Genomic DNA, 22,721 nt, shown 5'->3' on the forward strand with positions numbered 1-22,721 from the left:
TTTGAAAACGTTCGTTTCAACGTTGGCGAGAAGAAAAACGACGAAGCATTAGCTAAGAAAATGGCGGCCCTTTGTGATGTATACGTTATGGATGCTTTTGGCACCGCGCATAGAGCACAAGCATCGACTCACGGTGTTGGTTTACATGCTCCCATTGCATGTGCTGGCCCTTTACTCGCGGGTGAGCTTACTGCCTTAGGCAAAGCACTTGATAACCCAGCGCGCCCAATGGTGGCGATTGTGGGTGGTTCAAAGGTGTCAACTAAGCTGACGGTACTAGAAAGCTTATCAACTAAAGTTGATCAGCTCGTTGTGGGTGGCGGTATTGCTAATACTTTCGTTGCTGCAGCCGGTCATAAAGTGGGTAAGTCCCTATACGAAGCTAACTTGATTGATGAAGCTAAGCGCTTAGTGGCTAACGCCCAAAGCCGTGGCGGTGACATTCCAGTGCCGACTGATGTGGTCGTTGCAAGTGAGTTCAGCCCGACAGCAACAGCGACACTTAAAGATGTTAGCGAAGTGCTAGATACCGATATGATTTTTGATATTGGTCCAGATAGCGCAGCGGCGTTAGCTGAAATTATCAAAAATGCGGGCACGGTTGTTTGGAATGGCCCGGTGGGCGTGTTTGAATTTGACCAATTCGGTGAAGGCACTAAGCGTATCGCTCAAGCGATTGCTGAATCTAATGCCTTCTCTATCGCCGGTGGTGGCGATACTTTAGCGGCCGTTGATAAGTATGGTATCGCAGATAAAGTGTCTTATATCTCAACCGGTGGCGGTGCTTTCCTTGAGTTTTTAGAAGGCAAAGAACTTCCTGCTGTGGCAATGCTAGAGAGCCGTGGTAAGTAAGAAAACACAGTTTTTGTTAGATGGGTTACTGGTAGGGGTTTTAATCGATTTTAGTCGAGAGTAAACTAGCCGCCAGTAATGCTGTCATCAAAATCAGCAATATAAAAACTATAATAAATACCAGTAACCGCAGTTGAGTTTAAAGCAAGAATGCTGATGACTTAATCGCATAAAAATCAATCCAAACGATAGCGACCTCGGTGAGTCAAATCACCCTATTATTGGAGTAAAAAATGGCTTTAATTTCCCTACGTCAAATGTTAGATCACGCAGCAGAGCATGGATATGGCGTACCTGCGTTTAATGTTAACAACTTAGAACAGATGCGTGCAATCATGCAAGCAGCTGAAGCGACAGACAGCCCTGTTATTGTTCAGGCGTCAGCGGGAGCACGTAAGTATGCTCGTCCGCAGTTCCTTAAATATCTAATGGCTGCAGCACTTGAGCAGTACCCAGATATCCCTGTCTGTATTCACCAAGATCATGGTACCGATCCTGATATTTGTCAGCGTTCAATCCAATTGGGCATGTCATCAGTAATGATGGACGGTTCTTTGATGGCGGATGGTAAAACACCTGCATCTTACGATTACAACGTTGACGTGACTCGCCGTACCGTGGCATTTGCACACGCATGTGGTGTTTCTGTTGAAGGTGAAATCGGTTGTCTAGGTAGCTTAGAAACCGGTGAAGCTGGCGAAGAAGATGGTATTGGCGCTGTGGGTATCTTAAGCATGGATCAAATGCTAACGACACCTGAAGAAGCGGCTCGTTTTGTTGCTGACACTCACGTAGATGCACTCGCTATCGCGATTGGTACTAGCCATGGTGCATACAAGTTTAGCCGTAAACCTACCGGTGACGTGCTACGTATTGACCGTATCAAAGAGATCCATGCACGTATTCCCAATACTCACCTAGTGATGCACGGTTCATCTTCAGTGCCACAAGAATGGTTAGAAATTATTAACCAGTATGGTGGTGCTATTCCTGAAACTTACGGCGTACCGCTAGAAGAGATCGTTGAAGGTATCAAGCACGGCGTACGTAAAGTTAATATCGATACTGATTTGCGTCTAGCATCAACGGGCGCAGTACGTAAGTTCCTTGCTGAAAACCCAACAGAATTTGATCCACGTAAATTCTTGAAGGCGTCTATGGAAGCAATGGCAGACATCTGTACTACTCGTTACGAAGCCTTTGGTTGTGCTGGTATGGGCTCTAAGATCAAGCCTAAGTCGCTGCAAGCGATGTATAAAGCTTATCAGTCTGGCGAACTTGATCCGCAGATTAAGTAAGCATTACTGCTAATGGCGCTTAAATAAGCGTCTTAGATAAAAATACCTGCCTAGTGCAGGTATTTTTTTATTAAAAAGAGGTGATATCTGCCATTGTCACAGCCCAATTTGAACTTCTTTAGCATCAATACTTATTGAGCTGAAACTCAGCCGATAATTCGGTATTGTCAGCAGATGAGGACTGATAAATTGGTGTTTCACATGGCTAATTTATCTGTTCTGGGGTTAAAACGGTTTGTGGCTGTCAGCAATAATACAGTCCCTAAGTTGTTTGGATAAATATAAGAATATTTCAGTGTTTGATTTTTAAAATCGCTGAGTGCAGATTCTAGCAATCTAGATTGAGTGATAAAACAGTTAGATAATGATGCGGTAGGTTTTCAATTTACAGCGCTAAATGTTAATATCGCGGCGAATTTTAGGGTATTGAGTGAACGGAGTGGTTACAAAATGAAAACATTACTAACGGCAATGGCTGTCGTCATGGCGGCTCCTTTTGCTGCACATGCTGGGGCTGACTTTGTAGAAGGCGATAAGACCTTCGCTGGTGAAGCTGAATTAGGCGCGACGTTAACAACGGGTAATACTGATACTTCATCAGTAAAAGCGCGTTTAAAGTTGATGCAAGAGCTTGGTAATTGGGAAAACCAATACCTATTTGAAGGCCTTTATAAAGAAGATACCAGTGAAGTGACGGCTAAACGTTATTACGCTGGCGTTCAAGGTGATTATAAGTTCGATGAAAAGAACTATATGTATATCACCGGTAATTATGAAGTTGACCCTTTTACGGGTTATGATTTCAAAGCCATTGCTTCTACTGGTTACGGTCATAAATTTATCGACAGTGGCAATATGTACCTTAGTGCTGAAGTCGGTCCTGGTTACATTTATAAGCAGCTTGATGACGAGCAGTCGGCCTTACTGGGTTACGATAATGAAGATAGCGTAGTGGCACACGGTGCAATGAACTTTAGCTACGATATTAGTGAAACCTCTAAGTTTAGTCAGCAATTTATTGCTGATTATGGCGATAGCTTAGAAGGACGTTCAGAAACAGCGATTACAGCGAACGTTATTGGCGCATTAGCAATGAAATTTGCGGTTATTGTTCGATATAACAGCGAGCCGTTAGACGATAAGAAAAGCACAGATACCGAAACAAACATGACATTGTTATACGCTTTCTAGTGATAACGCAGTAAATAACGTTTGAGATTTATCTGTTAAAAGACACCTATTCCATAGGTGTCTTTTTTTATAATGTACTTTTTTGTGTTTACAATGCATAGGTTGTTTGTGCTTGCTTGTATCGTGGCACACCTTCACGCAACAAAAGTTACAGCTTGTATTAAGTGATTGTGATTGTTAAATAAACTTAGTGTGGTGGAGTTCACGAAAGTGTAATTGACACTCTCCTAGCACTGATTGATCACGGACGTAAAGGCCGATAAACAGTAAACTGACAACCATTGAAATTGTCAGAGTGGTTAATGTGTTTATAGGTCCAGTCAGATTTGATATTGAGTTAAAGCAGTTGGTGAACACTGAGACTGCTCAAACGCACCCTTTATCGAATATTGAATTTCTAGTGATGCGTGATTTGATGTCATCTAGAGGTCAAGTCGTATCGACTGAATCTTTGTGTTTCAATTTACTCCCGCTGGTTGTGACGATGCAAGACATCGCACTGGCGATAACGCACATAAAAGCATTTTTAGGCAGTGATACCGCCTCGATAATTGAGGTTGTCACTAATCAAGGTTATCTACTGCATACCAAAGCGAAAGTGCAGATGCAGAATAGCCCCTATGAAGCACTGCCGATTAAACAATTCTCTATGCTTTTGCTGCTTGGTGTCATGCTCGTGGTGTTCTTAGCAACGCATTTTGAAACGACGCCCTGTATCCGCTTTTCCCTACCTGAGAAACTATTACTCGATGACAAAAAGTCAGTGTTAGTACCGATCTACTCATCAAATGAAGCGCTATTCACCTTTGAAGCACGGTTTAAAAATATCGCAATGAAAATAGAGCGTTGTAACAAGGTGAGCTGGCATCAAATCTATGTAGCCTCATCCCCAACTGGGAACATGCTTAATTTCGTGATGCAAGATAACGTCGATAAAGGCGAGGCGTTTAGGAACTTTAAAGTATTGAACATCGAAGGAAACTGGGATTTTATCAACGACTCTTGGCTAAAAACGGCAGGTTTTTGTGAATAGAAGTCTAACCAAAGCGTTATTTATAGGTTTTAGTTCAACGCCAATACTGGTCACCTTGATCTTTATTCTGGGGCTGTGTATGGCATTGGACTATTTGGTTGAGCCCAATGAAGATATTAGTTTGGTCTGTCATTCAGATGTTTATGATGCCAAGCAATCGATGTTCTTATCGGGTGGTTTAAAGTTTGATGTTCATCGAGTGGGTCAACAAATTGAGTTCCACATTGTCTACACTCATCATGGTAGTGAACAAGCTGAAATGACATCCTATGGTGAGCTTGTACACATTTCAGCCCCCATTTTAACTTATGAAATAAGACTGCAAGATGCTGATTTAAAACATGATAAATTTCTAGAAAAGATAAGTGATTATATGGGGGAAACAATTGATATCGTCAAAAAATCTATCAATGATGGTGATGAACGTAATGGGCAGCCGTTCTACATTAAAGTGTTAGAGATGGATAAATCTCAGGGTTCTGTCATTATTCAAATCAGTGAACGTAATGCGCTTTGGGCATGTGAAATACAGTAATTTGGCATGAACTTTAATGGTGAAGTTTTATTCATTGTTATGATTTTTCTTTTAAAAAATCTAACTGAGTTTAACTTTCCCGATACGTATTAGACTATAATTATCAGTCCGATGTATTTGTTTTGAAATGCATTTAAAGGATATTTGTGGCTAAAGTTAGAGTTAAGCAAGAAGAATCACTATCAATTAAATTTCTGCACCAGATGGAAGTCGGCGACAACCGTCGTTTAGATCTGTATTTTTTCCTGCCTAAAGAGATGGGAATTAACTCCCAAAGCTTGAATGAAGATGACTACTATCATTCTTCTATTACTGGCCGACGTTCATATTACTCATCTGGGTTACACCTGCCGCTAGTGCAAAGTCGTTTTGTGAGTCAAAAAAAGCGCACGGTAGAGGAGTTCAGACTTTACCTCAATTTATTTGCTTATCAATTTGCAGTTGCCATTGAAACGGACAGTAAAGAACTTTCTCAAGTTGAAGATTTAGAGCAGTTTTACGTCTCGCTTGAAGAGTTAAGTGAGCAGGTTATTCATCTACTCAAGCGTTTTAGGCGAAATGAACCCAGTGATGAAAAGTGGAAGTCTTATTTCGAAAATGCCGATAATTATTTGTCGTGGTTGTGTGAACAACGGTTATTGAAATTACTGGCTCATGCGCCTAGAAGCAGTGATTTTAACGAGATAACGGAAAGTGTCGTGGCCTTGTGTCGAGCGGAATCACAATACCGAGACGCCCATAAATATAACTCCTCTAAGACCATAAAAGATCCCAATCGTATCGCTAATAAAATGCACCTACTACGTCGGTTAATACAACAAGGGGTGGTGCTAAAAGAGGAGCTTAAACCGTTAGGGGTAGGCCTTAAAAAGATGACTACGGGTATTGCGACGGCGATGGTTATGTTGGTGGTTTCAACATTGATTATAAAAGCCCAAGGTGTATTTAGTGGTTTAACCATTGCCTTAGTGCTCACTCTTGCAGTGATTTATGGTTTCAGAGAGATCTTTAAAGACGACATTCGTAATGCATTGTGGCGCTTAATACAGCGCGGCCGTCCTCGCTGGAGTCGTTTACTGCAAGATACCACTAGTAAGTTACCTATTGCTAAGCAACTAATGTGGCTCGACTTTATGCGAAAAAACGAGCTGCCAATTAAGGTTTCCGAGATCTTAAAAAGGCGCCATAGTCAAAATAAAGTGGATGCAGAGATTTTGCATTACGGTATTCATACTCGAGTATCGGCTAAAGGTTTTTTAGCGGGGTACTCAAGGATCCAAGAACAGGTCAACTTTAGCTTAGTGCCCTTTGCTCGAAATTTGGAACGTGGTAAAGCAAAAATCTATAAGGAACATGAGGGTAAGATTAGTAATGAATCTGTGGAGCGGCGATATCAAGTTAACCTTATTCTTGTGTTAAAAGAGGGGCGTGATGAACCTCAGTATGCACGTTATAAGATAACCATGAATCGCTCTACCATTATTGAAATCACAGAAAGTGACCTTCCTTCTGGGATGAGAAATATGGATGAAGCACCGTATGAGGATGAGCTGCTAGCACCCGATGCTGCAGCCGAACATGCTGAGACTCACCCCAGCTAAAGGATCCATTTAGCCGCTTAAAACATCTGACGGGTAAATGCTTGGCAGATATTTTGCTCATCAGTTTGTTTGGCCCGTTTAAGGGCGACTTCCGCATTACTCAAGAACTGTTCGAGCTCCTGCCCACCTTGGTAGGCAGCTATCCCGATGCAGATACCTTCTCCTAGCCCATTGTCTTTGAGCTTGGCAAGGGTATCAATCGCAAAGTAATGCGCTTGGTCTGAATCTGTATCGGGTAACATGATAATGAGCTTACCAAGCTGCCAGCGAGACATTTGGTATCGGTTTGGTAGCTCCCTTAATAACTGTATTTCGACCTCTTTTTGCCGACTTTCTAGTTGGCCACTATCACTCATGTGGCTGAGCATGCCTTCGGCGGCAATATCGAGCAACATAAGACTTGAGAAGTCTTTTTTCGCTTGGCTCATATCATTAAAGTAACGTTCAAGATCACGGCGATCGCTAAATATGGTACTGCGATGTGGCACTAAACTTTTTGGGTCATTAGCATGGAGTCGTGATTTAGCCCGCTCAAAGGTACAGACAATATATTCAATATCGTTTGAACTGTCTAAATGGCTCTTCAATGTTGCCAACATGCAGGCGTCATTAGCACGATTGTTTGATGAGAATATCTGACCTTGCCAAGTGCCTTTAATCATCAATTGCTGTGATATTTGCGGCCACTTTTGTTTAAACTCCTCATTGAGCAGATCGGTAATTTGTAGCTTACGGCTATCTTTAACCTGCATCAGCGTATTAAATGCCTGATTAGATTTAATGATGACACCTTTAGCATCTGAGAGAACCGTGGCTATTGGATTATCATTGAGCAATTGATTTAACTTTGCTTCCTCTTGGCTATGTTTTAGCTCCCCGACATCTTCAAAAGTGACCAAGGTGTAGTTTTGACCGTTATTCATATCAATTTCAAGTCGAAGTCTTACTGACAATCTAGCGCACTCTGAAGCATCGCTATCAAGCTCGCCTTGCCACTCATGGTTAGCTATTAACTGTTCTGACAGGGCATGAAATTGATCATCGTCCATGTGTAATATGCGTTGTAAGCTACGGTCAGACAGTTCATCTATTTGAAGAGAGAGTAACTTAGCGGCCATAGGGTTGGCACTGAGCACTCGACCCGCATCATTGACAATGATGTAACCAGAATCGGTGTTAAATAGTCGATTGGCGAGATCAATACAGAAGTCACGAGAGCGATGAACCATACGATAGGCATGGGTTAGGTAAATGACAAAACAGGCTAACAAGGTGAATAGGGTTGCGCCCCCCATGAGGATATTACGCCACTGTTCAAACTTGGCTGCAATGTCATCGTTTTTAACGTAGGACAGCAAAAAGTATTCACGGCGAGTCTCATACTGAGTGGTCAACTCGACTTTAAGGTAAACAAATGTGGCATCGTCACCGTGGAATTGGCCGAAATTACTTGCGGCTATCTTTCGCCAAAGTGCAGGGTAAGATTGCTTAAGGCTGCCGCCCATCGTTTCAGGTAGTCGACCAATAGTGGGTGATTCGATCACACCGGAGTAGAGCAAACCTTGTGTGTCGAGCATCATTAACGGTGCTTGTTGACTGGAATAAGCAGGCTTAATATTTTGCAACATGCGTGACATTGAGTTATAGGCGACCAAATAACCTCTAACGGTTTGGTCTGGATTCTCCAGCCAAGCAAGCTGATACAAATAGGGCTCTAATTTGCCATTAACTGGGCTAAATTCGAGCGGGGAGGTGTAGATCTCGTTGCCGCCCATATTACGCGAATTTCCCAGTAAAGACGGTGGCAGTGCGTGATGGCCAAACTCTTCATCGGTGGCAAATTTGAGTTGACCTTGTGGGTCATATAACGCAATACCGAGCAGTTCAGGGATGTTATCAACAATGATGTGCCAATTATCTTGTAACTTGGCTAGGTTTGGCTCACTCGGGAGTTTCATGTAACGATTTAATAGTTCTGAGGTGGCAAACATCTGTGTTCTAAATTGCTGGAAAGAGACTTTGTCAGCAATCAGAGTACCAACAGCTTGTAGCTCGCTGTAGCGTTGTGTCGCCCAGTCTTCTTGTAAACGTCTCTCACCTAAAGTGATGATAATATTTGTAAAAATAATAACCGATATTATTAATATGCCGATTTGACTTGCCGCTGCCAAAATTCGTTGTTGGGACCACTGGATCCCTTGAGCATTGATAAGTAGAGGTAATTTTCGGGTTAACATCAATCGCTAATTCTGATGGTTATTATAAACGCCATGTTATACCAATTCGGCTATATATGTAATTAATTCAGCCTTGGTGCACCGTTACTTTGCCTCTGCTCTAGGCTGAGGCTGAAGTTATGTTTAACGGACTCGATAGAATAGTCGCTGAGTCGTTAAATGTGCCTTTAACCTACGACGTCTAACTCCCTTTGCTTAAACGTAGCGCCTGCTGCTTCGACTAATTCTCGACAGGCATCAATGTCGACGCCGGCTAATCCGTTAATGGCTGAAACCTGTACGTCGGCAATATAACGTGGGGCTTGTTCTATAAATTCGAGTACCGCGGGATAAGCGCCTTTCAATTTAGGTTGGCAATGCGCTTGGTAGCTGGCGGCGGTATCGGCATTAAGCGATATTGACAGGCTATCAATACATTCTGCTAGCTCAGGTAGAATGTTGCGCTTGTGGAATAGATTGCCTAATCCATCCGTGTTGACTCTTACCTTGCCTCCTCGTGCTTTTATCTCTTTCGCTACGTTTAATAATGTTGGCAAATTAAGCGTTGGCTCTCCGTATCCGCAAAAAACATATTCATCGAATTTAGAGGTATCGCCAAGCAGTGCAATCACTTCTTCAGCACTAGGTTGACGATCGAGCCCTAGTTGATATTGGTGTACCTGTTTGCTGCCATTATGTTTTGGACAGAATTGGCAACGTAAAGTGCATCTGCCGGTAATGTTCAAATAGCGACTTGTACGGATATCATAAACAAGGGTGGCTTCAGTTTGTGTCGGTGCAGTCGTTGTCATTATTTTGGGTCGCTAGCAAAAGGGGATTCAGCTTAGCGAATGCACTGTACTTATTCTGTTTGCTGGATCGAGTATTTCTATTTTTCTCCACTGAACATCGATTGATACATATTTAGTGGTCGCTAATGTTGGAGGTGTAAAAAAGGAGGCCATTGGCCTCCTTTTATTCAGTACAATAATAAAGTGTCTCTAGTTTGATACCTGCTCTGGTGACTGGTCAGCGTCAGCGTCAGCTTTTGGTTGCCACCACCACTGATAGAATCTACTAGAAGTGCGTTTGATATCATCAAGGATTATGTACAGTAAAGGCACCAAAATTAGCGTCACTACGGTTGAGAACAAAATACCAAATGCAAGAGAGGCGGCCATCGGGATAACGATTTGAGCCTGTAAGCTCTTCTCTAACAAAATAGGCACTAAGCCGACAAATGTTGTCAGTGAGGTTAAGATAATTGCCCTGAATCGGTAACAACCAGAGTCGACAGCTGATTGCACTATCGAATGGCCTTCTGCGCGCGCACGGTTAACGAAATCGACCAAAATCAATGAATCGTTCACCACCACTCCCGCAAGAGCAACAATGCCACACAAGCTCAAAATACTCATGTTTAGACCGAGGATAAAGTGACCAAATAGCGCGCCAATCATACCAAACGGAATCACCGACATGATGATAAGAGGTTGGCTATATGACTTTAGCGGAATGGCCATGAGTGCATAGATAGTAAATAGCGCAAAGAAGAATCCTTGCATCAAGCTAACAAGTGCACTTTGTTCATCGGCGCTACCACCATCGAGTGCAGTCGAGATATTCGGATATTTTTTTGCCAGTATCGGCAAGAAATCCTCTTGAATTTCTGACACAACCTTGGAGGGTTCCACTTTGTTGGTATCAGCATTGGCGGTAATCGTTATCGCTCTTCTGCTATCCACTCGAGTAATGGAGGAGTACGAATCACCTAGCTCAATTTGGGCAACAGTTCCAAAAGGCACCGCTGCACCGGTTGGTGTACGGATCAGCATATTCTCGAGATGACCCACTGTGCGGCGTTGTTCAAGTGGGTAGCGCACCATCACTTTAACTTCTTCTTTGTTACGCAAGATCCGCTGCGCTTCATAACCGTAGAAACCGTATCTAACTTGGCGAGCTAGATCTGACAGCGTCAGTCCAAGCGCTTCCGCTTCTGGTTTGATCTTTAGTTTGATCTCTTGGCTACCAGAGGAGAAGTTGTCGGCAATGTCGTAAACACCTTCGTAGCTTCGCAGCTTTTGTTTCAGTTCTGCAGAGGCAAGCGACAATTGCTCAAGATTACTTGAGGTGAGTCTAAAGGCAATATCGCCACCAGTGTCATTGGTGCTGGCATTAATATTGAGTTTCTTAACGGCAAGCAGTTCAGGCAGTTGTTCACGCCAAGCTGAAGCGATGGTTTCGCCATCAACAGTGCGCTCTTCGCCCTTGGTGAGCTCGGCAAAAATAAATGCAGAAGTACGAGAACTCATATTAATAAAGCTGTGTTTTACTACCGGGTAGCCGAGTTCACCTTCCATATCATCGTTCATGCGGTAGAGTGCTTCCTCTACTTCTTGAACCACTTGCAGGGTATTTTCTTCTGAGCTACCTTCATCCATTTGCAGCTGAACTTGGATAAAGTCTGACGGAATACTGGGGAAGAACACCCAACGTACCTGACCACTAACCACCAGTGCGATAGACAGGATGAGTACACCGGTAAAGATGGCGACGGTGTTATATCGATTTACAATGCAGCGCTCTAAAAATGAGCGATAATTGTTATGGATAAAGTACTGCACCTTGTCATTTAAACCCGCTTTAAAACGGCCTAACCTGCCCAATTGATCACGTGGCTTGGGTGGTTTCATATGGGCTAAATGTGCGGGTAAAATCAGTTTCGATTCCAATAGCGAGAACATTAAACAGAGGATAACCACCATGCCGATAGATTTCCAGATGATCCCCTGTGGACCCGACACCATCAACATTGGCACAAAGGCCGCGATGGTGGTGAGTACACCGAATGTCGCAGGCATCGCGACTTTCTTGGCACCTCTAACCACATTATCAAGTGAATGCCCGTATCGCTCTATTTCACTATAGGCACTTTCGCCAATGACAATGGCATCGTCCACCACGATCCCTAGCACTAGAATAAAGGCAAATAGTGTTAATAAGTTAATCGACAGTGAGAATGGCTCTAATGGCATGACCAACATGGCGCCCAAGAAACAAACCGGTAGACCTACCATTACCCAGAACGCCAGCTTAATTTCCAAAAATAGCGCCAGAATAACAAACACTAATAAGGCACCATAAAACATGTTTGACAGCATCATGTTCAATCGACCTTTTAGGTAGTGGGTTAAGTCACCCCAAGTATCGAGTTTAGCGCCGGTCGGTAAGAACTCGCGTTTCTGCTCAATGTATTCTTTTACCTGTGCAGAGATATCTAACGCGTTTTGATTATCAACGCTCAATATTTCAATAATTGCCGCGGGCTGACCATTGAAGCGAGTGTATTCGAGTCTCTCTTCAAAACCGTCGTTGATAGTCGCCACTTGTGGCAGCATTACGCGGCTGCCGTCGGGACGACTACTCACCACAATTTGAGCGAAATCGTCACCTGTGTAAGCTTGTCCTTTTGTACGCAGTAAAATATCGCCATCTTTAGCGCGAATTGAACCGCCAGGCAGATCGATTGATGAGTTCTGTACTGCTTGTGCTACTTGAGAGAAGGTGAGTCCGTACTCTCGCAGTTTATCTTCCGATAATTCAATCGCAATTTCGTATTCACGTACGCCAGTCACCTGGGCTCGCGTTATCGCGGGCAGTGCAGCGACTTCATCACGAATGGTCTTGGCCAGCTCTTTCATCTCTCTAAGAGATTGGTCACCATAGACCGAGATCCAAATGACATTGTTCTCAGGTTTAAGACGGGTAATGTTGGGCTTTTCAATGTTGACGGGGAAGGTGGATATAGCGTCAATTCGTAGCTTGGCTTCATCGAGGATATCTTGTGGATCGTAGCTATCTTCCACTTCAATGGTAACTGACCCCACCCCTTCGCTGGCAACCGATGTGACTTTCTTTATGCCGTTAATATCTTGGATCGCTTCCTCGATCTTGATATTAATGCCTTCCTCGATTTCTTGTGGTGCTGCGCCTGGGTAGGCGACTGAGATGTTGAGGTAGTTAAGCTCAAAGGTCGGGAAAATCTCTTTATTAATAATAACCGTGCTAAATAGACCGCCTATCAACAAGACCCACATTAATAGATTGGATGCGACATTGTTTCTAGCGAACCAAGCGATCATCCCTTTTTCAGCAGCCATTATTGTTCACCTTTACTAGCGAGTTTTTCTTGAGGTGCCGGCTCATCAGAACCCTCTAAAATCGAGCTGTTCTCTTCGCCTAAGACTTTGACTAATTGGCCATCTTCAACATTGGTCAGGTTAGTTACTGAAATGCGCTCTCCGCTGGCTAAGCTATCTTTGATGTAGACATTTTCTAGATCGGTGCGGACGACGTTGACGGCTCTGATCTCAACGCTGTTATCTTTTTTAATGAGGGTAACGGTTCCATGACGTACCAGATAACGTGGCAACTTCACTATACCTTCAACAGTGCGACCTTTAATGACGGCGCTGACAAAACTGCCGTATTTGAGTGGCAGTTGACCATCAACTCTAGTGCCTCTAAGGTAGGGATCTTTCACTTCAGCGACCAAATAAACCATGCGGTTTTCTGCGTCGATAACGCCTTCGCTGCGAATAATCTTGCCTGTCCAAGTCACAATCTTACCCGCAAGATCGGCACTTAAAGTGACTTCTGTATCGGGGTTTTCGACTGATTCTAAATAGGCTAAATCATTATTTGAAAGTGGTAAGCGGATCTCTGCTATTTGAGTGTCGTAAAGTTCGCCTAAGTTAGTGCCTAAGGTGACATACTGCCCAAGGTCCACATTTCGCGCCTTGATGATGCCATCAAAAGGCGCGCGAATAACGGTACGCTCAAGGTTTCGCTCTGCTCTAGCGAGTGCGGCTTGTTGAAACTTAACATTGGCTTGCTCTTGCTTTAACTGCGGCAGACGCAGGCCTAATTCAGGGGGAATGCCGCCGTCGTATCCTTTCCAGTCATTTTTAGCCACTTCGCCCTTTGCGCGTTCCTCTTCAAGTGCTGCCTTGGCCTGTGCTACAGAAGCTTGAGCTTGCATTAGGTCGGCTTCATAATCTGAAGGCTCAATAACGGCGAGTTCTTCGCCTTTTTTAACGACACCACCGGCAACGAATTTGTTGGATATGTTAAGCATTCGGCCCTGAACTTCAGTGACCAATTGGGTTTTATATTTAGGACTGACGATACCGTAAGAGGGCAGATTGAGCGACACTGTTTGTTGTTGAACTTCCATAACATCAACAATTGGGATGGGCGCTTCATCTGCTTTTTGTTCAGGTGCTTCTTTAGTGCTGATAAGTACTTGCGCAGCCACAATAAAGAAAACAAGAATAAATAGTGGGGAAGCCCTTCTGATTACTTTTTTTATCATTATAATTTCGCTTTTCCATGTAATACCTTTCCTTTGACGTAAATTACCAGACTCAGCGCGAACACGATATTGTTTTTTGTATATAAAATGTTTCAATTTATGGCGTTAACCCTAACATGTGTGGTTTTTTAAGGCGCTAATGCATAAATAATGGACATTAAGATTTTTGGGGGAGGTTGTTGGGTGAGATTTTTTCGGCTAGAAACAGAAAAGGATCACATTAAGTGATCCTTTTAAAAGAGTAAGTAAGCGAGGTTTACTTCTTTTTCTTCTTCTTGTTTTTCTTACTATAAGTCTTGCCAGTGTCTTGTACTTTCTTCTTCCCTGGAGGCTTAGCCTCTTTGTTATTAGGGCGAAGATCTTTCACAAAACGACGCTTTAATGGCTGATCAATATAGCGTTCAATCTTGCCAACAATACGAACGTCATGGGCTTCAACGAGTGATATCGCCGTTCCTTTTGCGCCAGCACGGCCAGTACGACCAATACGGTGAACATAGGTGTCTGCTGAACGTGGCATATCAAAGTTGATGACATGGGTGATGTCATCTACATCAATACCACGTGCAGCGACATCAGTGGCAAGTAGTACGTTAACTTCACCTTTAGTGAAACGTCCTAAGGCTTGAAAACGTGCTTTTTGCTCCATATCACCGCGCATAAAGCTGCAGGTGATGCCTTGTTTCTGTAATAAGCCTTCAAGACTGGCAACCGATTCACGTGTTTTAACAAACACGATAGTGCGCTGCACTTCTTCTTGTTTCAGAATAGCGCATAACATCGCAAATTTATGGGCTTTATCGTCAGCGATATGGACCCATTGGTGGATCTTGGCTTTTTCGCTGCGAGGAGCTTCTGCTTCAACCTTGGCAGGGTTGTTTAATAACTGATGTGAGAAACGACCTACGTCGCTACCTTCAAGCGTGGCAGAGAACAACATGGTTTGTTTACGGCCAACAGACTCGATAGCGAGTGTTTCCACTGCGGCAGAGAAGCCCATATCCAGCATACGGTCGGCTTCATCGATAATTAAAACTTCAACCTCTTCGGCATTGAATAACCCTTTATCAAGGTATTCCATTAAGCGGCCTGGTGTGGCGACTAAAATGTCGACATTGCCTTTTAATGCATCTTCCTGAGCCGCGTAAGGAACGCCGCCGGTAATGATGCAGGTATCGAAGTTTAAGCCAGTGCCTAAATGAGATGCATAGCGATGAATTTGACTGGCAAGCTCTCGTGTTGGAGTCAGAATTAATACGCGAGCTTGGCCACCGAATCGACGTGGAAAGTCGAGCAGGTGCTGCATAGCAGGTAATAGGAAGCTCGCTGTTTTCCCTGTTCCTGTTGGCGCACGAGCAAGAATATCTCTTTGCTCCATGGCAACTGGAATTGTTTGTTGTTGTATCGTAGTGGGCTTGTTGTGGCCCATTGCTTTTAGTGACTCTAACAAACGAGGGTCAAGCTGGAGATCTTCAAATAGCATGCGTTGGCATCTCAATAAATAATAGCCGCACATTATAAAGGTTTCACGAGCGACTTGAAACGATTAGATCGCCGATCGCTACAGCTTTAAATAAAAACTTTTTGTGAATTGAACAAACTCATCGGTGTACTGACCATTTCTCTGACGAATCGCTAAGGTTGAGATTGAATTAACCTCCTGATCAATTAGCGTATTTGTGTCATTTGATACGACTAGGAGCAACAACTGTCTATTGGGTAGCTTGCCTTCAACACTGGCGACGGTCACCGAGTGTCTAAGGGCTAGCGGGTATTTATGGAGTCGGTTGAGTAGTTGAGTGGCTTCAGTGGTTGGCAAGATAAGGCTCGCTTGGCCTGTTATTGGACAGAGCAAAGAGCTGATCGCCCTTAACAGTTCATCAAAACTCAGACTGTCAGTGTGACGCGCTGTGGCTCTTAGCTGGCTACTCGATTGTGGGCCATTGTCAAAATAGGGGGGGTTGCAAATGATGTGATCAAAACGCAGTTCTATCGCCTCAGTGCAGTACTGTTGAATGGAACTTGTTAGCAGGGTTAACCTTTCGGCCCAAGGGCTGTGATTGAAGTTGTGCTGGCAATCGAGCGCTGCGCTTAGATCCAGCTCGATAGCGGTTATTTGCGCTTGGCTGCGTTGAGCAGCCATTAAACTCAGCAAACCGCTTCCAGTACCGATATCCAATATGGTTTTGGCATTCGTTAATGGTGCCCATGCGCCGAGAAGAACCCCATCGGTGCTGACAGGCATGCCGCAGCGGCTGTCGTCGATATGAAACTGTTTAAAGCTAAAAGGCATGTAAGTTACAAAATGCGGGTCAGTGACAGAATTGTACGCTAAATCATCCTAAGCACAATCAAGATAGACATTGCTGTTTTAGTCCACGGCGAGGGCCTGTGTTTACTCGTTTTTAAGCATTTGATAGGCGAACTGGTGGATGTTTCTTGCTTAGATGATAAATGGGTTGAATGTAAGTGATGAAAATTAAGTGTTAACAGGGCGTTATTATTTGTATCGAGAGTGGCAATTATTCGGCCGCGATTCTTGTTAAATGGTTGTGAGTCTGATAATAGTATGCGCCCCCAAGAGAGGACAAAGCCTCTTTTTAGGGACTGTAAACCAGTTTTATAGCAATTACAGTGACCGCTTTTTCGCTGTTGTTCATAAAGTAGCCAAGCTTAGGTCGTATTTACCACTGGCTTGTGTAAACCAAATATTACACATTAATAGTTGTCATCCTAAAGTGGTGCTGTAAAGGCGTGATGAGATGAAATTGTTAACAATAAAAAATAAAGATGGGGCATAAAGTGCAAAATAATCAAATGAGTATTGCAGATACGTTAGGGTTGGGTTTCATGACCTTCGCGTTCTTTTTAGGGGCGGGAAATCTTATCTTCCCTCCGTTAGCGGGTTTTTTGGCTGGCGAAAATATGACCTTAGCCATGTTTGGCTTTCTTGTCACCGCAGTCGGACTGCCTCTTATTACGCTGATTGCTGTTGCTAAAGCCAACGGTAAAATTATGAGCTTATTACCTCCCATTGCTGCCACCGCACTTGCCGTCGCTATTTTTATCATTATAGGCCCTGCTTTCGCCGCGCCAAGAACCGGTTTAGTTGCTTTTGAAGTTGGTTTTAAACCTTTCTTAGACAATGCCGAAGCGACCTTTATGATTGCTGGTATTACCCTAAACGTCGCGCAACTTCTTTACACATTAATGTTCTTCAGTATTTCCATGGTATTTGCACTGTACCCAGGAAAACTGCTGGATAATGTCGGCAAGGTATTAACGCCTATCCTTATATTGTTGCTTGTCGGTTTAGCGGCCTCGGTTATCTTTTTACCAGGAAGTCCGGTTGCTGCCGCTGTCGGTGAGTACCAAACTCACCCGTTAACGAAGGGCGTATTGGAAGGCTATAACACCATGGATACCTTGGCGTCGCTGATCTTTGGTATTTTAATTATCGATATTCTGCGTAAGAAAGGGATAACAGATCCTAAAGCGCAGACGGGCTACTTAATTAAAGCCGCTCTCATTGCTGCAGGTGGCTTAGCGTTTGTTTATATTGCTTTATTCTATTTGGGCGCTACCGCGGGCGATTTAGCGGCGGGTGCTGAAAATGGCGGGGTAATTTTAACTAACTATGTGACTCATGAGTTTGGTACAACGGGCTTAGTGCTATTGTCCACGGTTGTGACATTGGCCTGTTTAACCACCGCTGTTGGACTGATTAGTGCTTGTAGCGAATTTTTTAATGAGTTATTACCTAAGATCTCATACCGCCGTTTTGTGGTTATCTTGAGCGTGATTTGCGCGACGATTGCTAACGTCGGGCTGGCACAGCTTATTAGTATTAGCATCCCAGTATTGATGACGGTTTACCCCGTCGCAATTGCTTTAGTGGCGGTCACCTTCTTAACCGAACGTTTTGCTAAACCTGAAGCGGCTCATCGAATCGTGCTTAGCGTTGCGCTTTTCTTCGGTATTATCGATGGTATTAAAGCGGCAGGTGTTGATGTTAGTGCGTTTAACTTTATGCCTTTGCATACTGAAGGTATGGCTTGGTTATTACCTACTGCAATGACGATATTTGCCTGTTTGATGATGAAGAAAGAGCAAGCAGCAGTGGCTGTAAGCTAAATCATTAACGGTAGTCTGCTTGAGTGAGATGGCAAACACAGGCTTGATATCATAAGATAACGGCGATGAATTATTAGTTCATCGCCGTTTTTTTATCTAATCGCAACATAATCTAAGAGAGTTTGGGTGCCAGCTGACTACATCCCCGATCCCGTAATCGATCTTTTCCTTGACCACTTGTGGTCAACCAAAGGCTTAAGTGACAATACGTTGGACGCTTACCGAACCGATTTGCGCCATTTTGACCGCTATGTTCAGCTTCATGCTGGAGATCTTATTGGCAGCGGTCAGCTCGATGTGCGTGACTACCTTGCTGTCCGTTTTGATAAAGGATTCGCTAAAAGTAGTAGCGCGCGGATGATGAGTAGTCTGCGAGGATTTTATGGTTATCTGGTGATCAACAAACAGATAAGTAGTGATCCGATGGCGCTGCTAGAATCTCCGAAGTTAGCGCGTAAACTGCCGGATTCTTTGAGTGAAGATGATATCGATCGATTATTATCGGAACCCAATGAAGAAGATCCAATTGAGTGCCGTGACAAAGCGATGCTTGAACTTTTGTACGCCACGGGACTGCGCGTGTCTGAATTGGTTGGATTAACTATGGAGCAAATTAGTCTGCGTCAAGGGCTGGTGCGCATTGTGGGTAAAGGGGGCAAAGAGCGCTTAGTGCCTTTGGGCGAATTAGCCGTCACAGAGGTTGAAAGCTATCTGAAATATGCCAGAACCGAGTTGCTTAAAGGTAAACAAAGTGATGTGCTGTTCCCGTCTAAGCGGGCGCAACAGATGACACGGCAAACGTTTTGGCATCGAATTAAGCTTTATGCATTAAGGGCTAACATCGCCACGGCTATCTCACCGCATACTCTAAGGCATGCCTTTGCCACTCATTTACTCAATCATGGTGCGGATTTAAGAGTGGTACAGTTACTCCTAGGTCATAGTGATCTATCGACCACACAAATCTATACTCACGTAGCAACGGCTCGCTTAGCCAGCTTGCATAGCGAACATCACCCTAGAGCTTAAGAGTTGTAGATTATTGGTGAGGATCAAGCCGTAATAATGACACTTTCTAACTCAGAGATTTGCCAATAATTTGATAAGTTTCACGTCTGTATGATTTAGTTACAGCAAAATATTTGCTTTAACTAGCATGAGACTGTAACTTTTCAGCCCCAGACAAGGTCTAATCTTTACACCCTTAAATTGACCGTTACGTAGAATAGGATATCCAATGAAGTTCACCCGAGCATTTTCTTTGATCATTGCAATGATAATCGCCCCTGCTGCCCTTGCCGGGTCTACCACCAAAAATGATGATACCGCCGCTTTAGAAAAGAAGTTGTCAGAGGCATTAAGTGTCGATGTCATGTCGTTTAAAGAGTCACCTATTCCTGGGTTATATGAAGCCTTAACCAACCGCGGTGTGCTCTACATCAGTAAAGATGGCACTATGCTGATGCATGGCACACTTTACGATTTAGACAAAGGCATGAAAAACCTAACGGAAGCTGCAATGGCTGGCCCGCGTATCGAGATGATGAAGCCACTCGAAAAGAATATGTTGGTCTATAAAGCCAAAAATGAAAAGCATGTTGTGACTGTGTTTACTGATGTGAGCTGTGGTTATTGCCGTAAGCTGCATAATCAAATGGATGAATACAATGATCTTGGTATCACGATTAGATACTTAGCATTCCCGCGTGCTGGCGTGCCATCGGCTAATGCTGATGAGATGGAAGCCGTTTGGTGTTCAGCTGATCCGCTAAAAGCGATGAGCGATGCTAAAGCCGGTAAGCGTGTACTAAATGCAAAGTGTGATGCGAAAATTGCTGAGCAATATAACCTGGGTCAATCATTTGGTATCAATGGTACTCCCGCTATCATCCTTGAAGATGGCAGCCTTGTTCCAGGGTACCAGCCACCTAAAGATCTATTAAGAACGCTAGAAGCGGCGCAGTAATCTTGCAGCGCAAGCACTAACGTTATGTATGGAAAAAGGTGAGCTTAAGCTCACCTTTTTTATGTTCATTCTAAAGCCTTCTTTAACAGTCTTTGTTATGCTGGTTCAGTCATTTTATTGAGGTAGTTAGCCCTGTGATCCATAAGATTGTTCGCCGCGCAAAAGTGGATGATAGCCACTTACCTGATTCATATTCCCCATTGTTAAAGCAGATTTATGCTAGCCGCGGTGTTAGCGCTAATGAGTGCGAGCTTAGCTTAGGCAAGCTGTTGAGACCCAATACGATGTTGGGGATTGATCACGCAGCAGAGCTGGTTGCTGACGCAATGGCGGCGCAAAAGTCGATCCTGATTATGGGTGACTTTGATGCCGATGGTGCCACCTCCACCAGTGTTTGTATGCTTGCGCTTAAAATGATGGGCGCGAAAAATATTGATTACCTAATCCCGAATCGATTCGATTATGGCTATGGTCTCAGCCCTGAAATAGTAGCGGTTGCTGCCCAGAAAAACGCTGAGATGATCATTACTGTTGATAATGGTATCTCCTCTATTGAGGGGGTAAAAGCGGCGAAAGCGCTCGGCATGACGGTGGTCATTACCGATCATCATCTACCGGGTCATTCTTTGCCAGAAGCTGACGCCATTGTTAATCCCAATCAGGACGGTTGCCAATTTGCCAGTAAATCAATCGCCGGTGTTGGAGTTGCATTTTACTTGATGTCGGTGCTTCGGGCCGAGCTGAGAAAGCGAGATTGGTATCAACAGCAAGGTATTAGCGAACCTAACCTTGGATTGTTATTGGATATTGTCGCTTTAGGCACGGTCGCCGATGTTGTGGCGTTGGATACTAATAATCGCATTTTAGTGGAAGCTGGATTGCAGCGGGTAAAAGCTGGCCGCTGTCGCGTTGGGATCACCGCGCTATTAGAGGTAGCTAAACGCACACCGTCACGCATTGTAGCCTCTGATTTTGGTTTTGCTGTGGGCCCTAGATTGAATGCCGCAGGGCGCTTGGACGAAATGGCACTCGGGGTTGAAACCCTGTTATGTGAAGACATCGTGCTGGCCAGAAGAATGGCATCGGAGCTTGATGGCTTAAATGCAGAGCGGCGCGATCTTGAGACTGGAATGCAGCAAGAAGCGCTTAAGAGTCTTGAAAGTGTCGAGCTTAACGAAAGTGAATTGCCTTGGGGCATTGCGCTATTCCAAGCCGATTGGCATCAGGGCGTCATTGGTATTCTCGCCTCGCGGATTAAAGATAAGTATCACCGTCCGGTTATCGCTTTTGCTGATGCTGGCGACGGTGAGATAAAAGGGTCTGCTCGCTCAATTAAAGGCCTGCATATGCGTGATCTTTTAGAGCTTATTAACAGTCGTCACCCCGGATTGATTTTAAAGTTTGGTGGCCACGCAATGGCGGCAGGCTTGTCGATTAAAGCCGGGCAGTTTTCACTGTTTGCTGATGCCTATGATAAAGCGATACGTGAGGTGCTAGCCCCCGAGTTATTAACTGGGGAGTTGGTGTCCGATGGCGAACTGATCCCAGAGCAGTTTAAATTAGAGTTGGCCACTGAGCTGCGTAATGCTGGCCCTTGGGGGCAATCATTTCCTGAACCTTTGTTCGACGGTCATTTTAGAATTATTCAGCAGCGTATTGTGGGCGAGAAGCACTTAAAGTTGGTGTTAGAGACGGAGTGTGGCCGCATCATGCTTGATGCTATTGCCTTTAATGTTGATTTGAAGACTTGGCCTGATGCCAGTATCGGGCATGCTGAGATCGTGTATAAATTAGATGTGAACGAGTTTAGAGGTAATCAAACCCTGCAGTTGATGGTGGAGCAGATCGCGCCAAAGTAGTGTTTACCTTTGAATAAAGGTGAACCTAATCGCCTGCAGCGGGCATATGTGCAGACACTGCCGTGACACGCTGCAAGTCCATCCTTGGAAGCTCGGCCATGACGTCCATGTCATGGACGGTCACGGCCGTATCTACACTGGATAATTGGTGTTTTAATTTATACCGCCGCGGTAAGGCATTTCCTAACACGGAAATGCCACAATGCTTGCCAGTATGTCGTTAGTCTAGATAAGCAATACCTATCAAGCTGCGCTTGACCAAGGTCGTGGCGCTTCGCCCACACCCGAGCCAAGGGTCAAAGCGCTTGCGCCCGCTCTTGATGTCATAAGAGTCAATCCCTCAGCGCCCCGGCGAAATTTAAACAGCAAAATTTCCAACGGGGGAGATTGGATTCTGTGATCACAGTTTATTCTGTTTGATAATATCGTTTAATTTAAGGCTTGTGTCTTTAAATTGAAAACTTAAATGGCGAAGTATTTCGCTTTCATAACCCAGTGTAGATGCGGCTGAGGCCTTCGAAAACAGGACGTTTTCGTTGAGCCCACAGGGATGTGTTCACGGCGAGTCTCAGTAGCGTCTGCACATGCGCTGACCGCAGATCATTGGAACCACCTTTGTCTGAAGGTAACGCACTTCTGCCCCAAAACGATTTGGCTGATCT

At 44.2% G+C, this 22,721-nt stretch carries 16 protein-coding genes; 10 read left to right on the forward strand and 6 right to left on the reverse strand.

Going from position 1 to position 22,721, the window contains the following annotated elements:
• From CXF82_RS19960 to CXF82_RS19985, 6 genes are all read left to right on the forward strand, one after another.
• On the forward strand, positions 1 to 852 hold an 852-nt coding region (locus CXF82_RS19960; protein WP_102044820.1), incomplete at its 5' end, for a phosphoglycerate kinase.
• A 233-nt stretch (positions 853 to 1,085) separates the two neighbouring features.
• Positions 1,086 to 2,150 (forward strand): class II fructose-bisphosphate aldolase, encoded by a 1,065-nt coding sequence (fba, locus tag CXF82_RS19965; RefSeq protein WP_101091727.1) that lies wholly within the window; start codon positions 1,086 to 1,088, stop codon positions 2,148 to 2,150.
• Between the two features lie 450 nt (positions 2,151 to 2,600).
• On the forward strand, positions 2,601 to 3,341 hold the full coding sequence (locus tag CXF82_RS19970; protein WP_101091728.1) for a DUF481 domain-containing protein: 741 nt from the start codon (positions 2,601 to 2,603) through the stop codon (positions 3,339 to 3,341).
• Between the two features lie 304 nt (positions 3,342 to 3,645).
• A complete protein-coding gene (locus CXF82_RS19975; RefSeq protein WP_145991707.1) occupies positions 3,646 to 4,374 on the forward strand; it encodes a helix-turn-helix domain-containing protein in 729 nt (242 codons plus the stop codon).
• Complete coding sequence (locus CXF82_RS19980) at positions 4,367 to 4,909, forward strand: hypothetical protein (RefSeq protein ID WP_101091730.1); 543 nt, start codon at positions 4,367 to 4,369, stop codon at positions 4,907 to 4,909. The genes CXF82_RS19975 and CXF82_RS19980 overlap by 8 nt, the downstream gene beginning before the upstream one ends.
• A 146-nt stretch (positions 4,910 to 5,055) precedes the next feature.
• Positions 5,056 to 6,510, forward strand: coding sequence for a hypothetical protein (locus CXF82_RS19985; protein WP_101091731.1), 1,455 nt, complete (start codon positions 5,056 to 5,058; stop codon positions 6,508 to 6,510).
• Between the two features lie 17 nt (positions 6,511 to 6,527).
• On the opposite strand, the gene CXF82_RS19990 is transcribed toward CXF82_RS19985, so the two are convergent.
• The 6 genes from CXF82_RS19990 to CXF82_RS20015 all read right to left on the reverse strand — a co-directional run bounded on the left by CXF82_RS19990 (position 6,528) and on the right by CXF82_RS20015 (position 16,393).
• Positions 6,528 to 8,747 (reverse strand): PAS domain-containing protein, encoded by a 2,220-nt coding sequence (locus CXF82_RS19990; RefSeq protein WP_101091732.1) that lies wholly within the window; start codon positions 8,745 to 8,747, stop codon positions 6,528 to 6,530.
• Positions 8,748 to 8,914: 167 nt separating this feature from the next.
• Complete coding sequence (locus tag CXF82_RS19995; RefSeq protein ID WP_102038442.1) at positions 8,915 to 9,538, reverse strand: TatD family nuclease-associated radical SAM protein; 624 nt, start codon at positions 9,536 to 9,538, stop codon at positions 8,915 to 8,917.
• A gap of 189 nt (positions 9,539 to 9,727) precedes the next feature.
• Positions 9,728 to 12,886, reverse strand: a complete 3,159-nt coding sequence (locus tag CXF82_RS20000) for an efflux RND transporter permease subunit (protein ID WP_102044822.1) — start codon at positions 12,884 to 12,886, stop codon at positions 9,728 to 9,730.
• Positions 12,886 to 14,100: an efflux RND transporter periplasmic adaptor subunit gene (locus CXF82_RS20005; RefSeq protein WP_101091735.1), complete on the reverse strand. Its 1,215-nt coding sequence runs from the start codon at positions 14,098 to 14,100 to the stop codon at positions 12,886 to 12,888. Before CXF82_RS20005 ends, CXF82_RS20000 begins: the two co-directional genes overlap by 1 nt.
• 256 nt (positions 14,101 to 14,356) lie before the next feature.
• Positions 14,357 to 15,583, reverse strand: a complete 1,227-nt coding sequence (gene srmB, locus CXF82_RS20010) for an ATP-dependent RNA helicase SrmB (protein ID WP_101091736.1) — start codon at positions 15,581 to 15,583, stop codon at positions 14,357 to 14,359.
• A gap of 78 nt (positions 15,584 to 15,661) precedes the next feature.
• Positions 15,662 to 16,393: a tRNA1(Val) (adenine(37)-N6)-methyltransferase gene (locus CXF82_RS20015; RefSeq protein ID WP_102038440.1), complete on the reverse strand. Its 732-nt coding sequence runs from the start codon at positions 16,391 to 16,393 to the stop codon at positions 15,662 to 15,664.
• A gap of 497 nt (positions 16,394 to 16,890) precedes the next feature.
• Here CXF82_RS20015 and brnQ point away from each other — a divergent pair, with 497 nt between their 5' ends.
• The 4 genes from brnQ to recJ all read left to right on the forward strand — a co-directional run bounded on the left by brnQ (position 16,891) and on the right by recJ (position 22,059).
• A complete protein-coding gene (brnQ, locus tag CXF82_RS20020; RefSeq protein WP_101091738.1) occupies positions 16,891 to 18,234 on the forward strand; it encodes a branched-chain amino acid transport system II carrier protein in 1,344 nt (447 codons plus the stop codon).
• A 126-nt stretch (positions 18,235 to 18,360) separates the two neighbouring features.
• Positions 18,361 to 19,263: a site-specific tyrosine recombinase XerD gene (gene xerD, locus CXF82_RS20025; RefSeq protein WP_102044823.1), complete on the forward strand. Its 903-nt coding sequence runs from the start codon at positions 18,361 to 18,363 to the stop codon at positions 19,261 to 19,263.
• 208 nt (positions 19,264 to 19,471) lie between these two features.
• A complete protein-coding gene (gene dsbC / locus CXF82_RS20030) occupies positions 19,472 to 20,200 on the forward strand; it encodes a bifunctional protein-disulfide isomerase/oxidoreductase DsbC (protein WP_101091740.1) in 729 nt (242 codons plus the stop codon).
• Between the two features lie 134 nt (positions 20,201 to 20,334).
• Positions 20,335 to 22,059, forward strand: coding sequence for a single-stranded-DNA-specific exonuclease RecJ (recJ, locus tag CXF82_RS20035; protein WP_101091741.1), 1,725 nt, complete (start codon positions 20,335 to 20,337; stop codon positions 22,057 to 22,059).
• Positions 22,060 to 22,721 lie beyond the last annotated feature (662 nt).

It is taken from the genome of Shewanella sp. GutDb-MelDb (genome assembly GCF_002836075.1).
Taxonomy (GTDB): Bacteria; Pseudomonadota; Gammaproteobacteria; order Enterobacterales; family Shewanellaceae; genus Shewanella.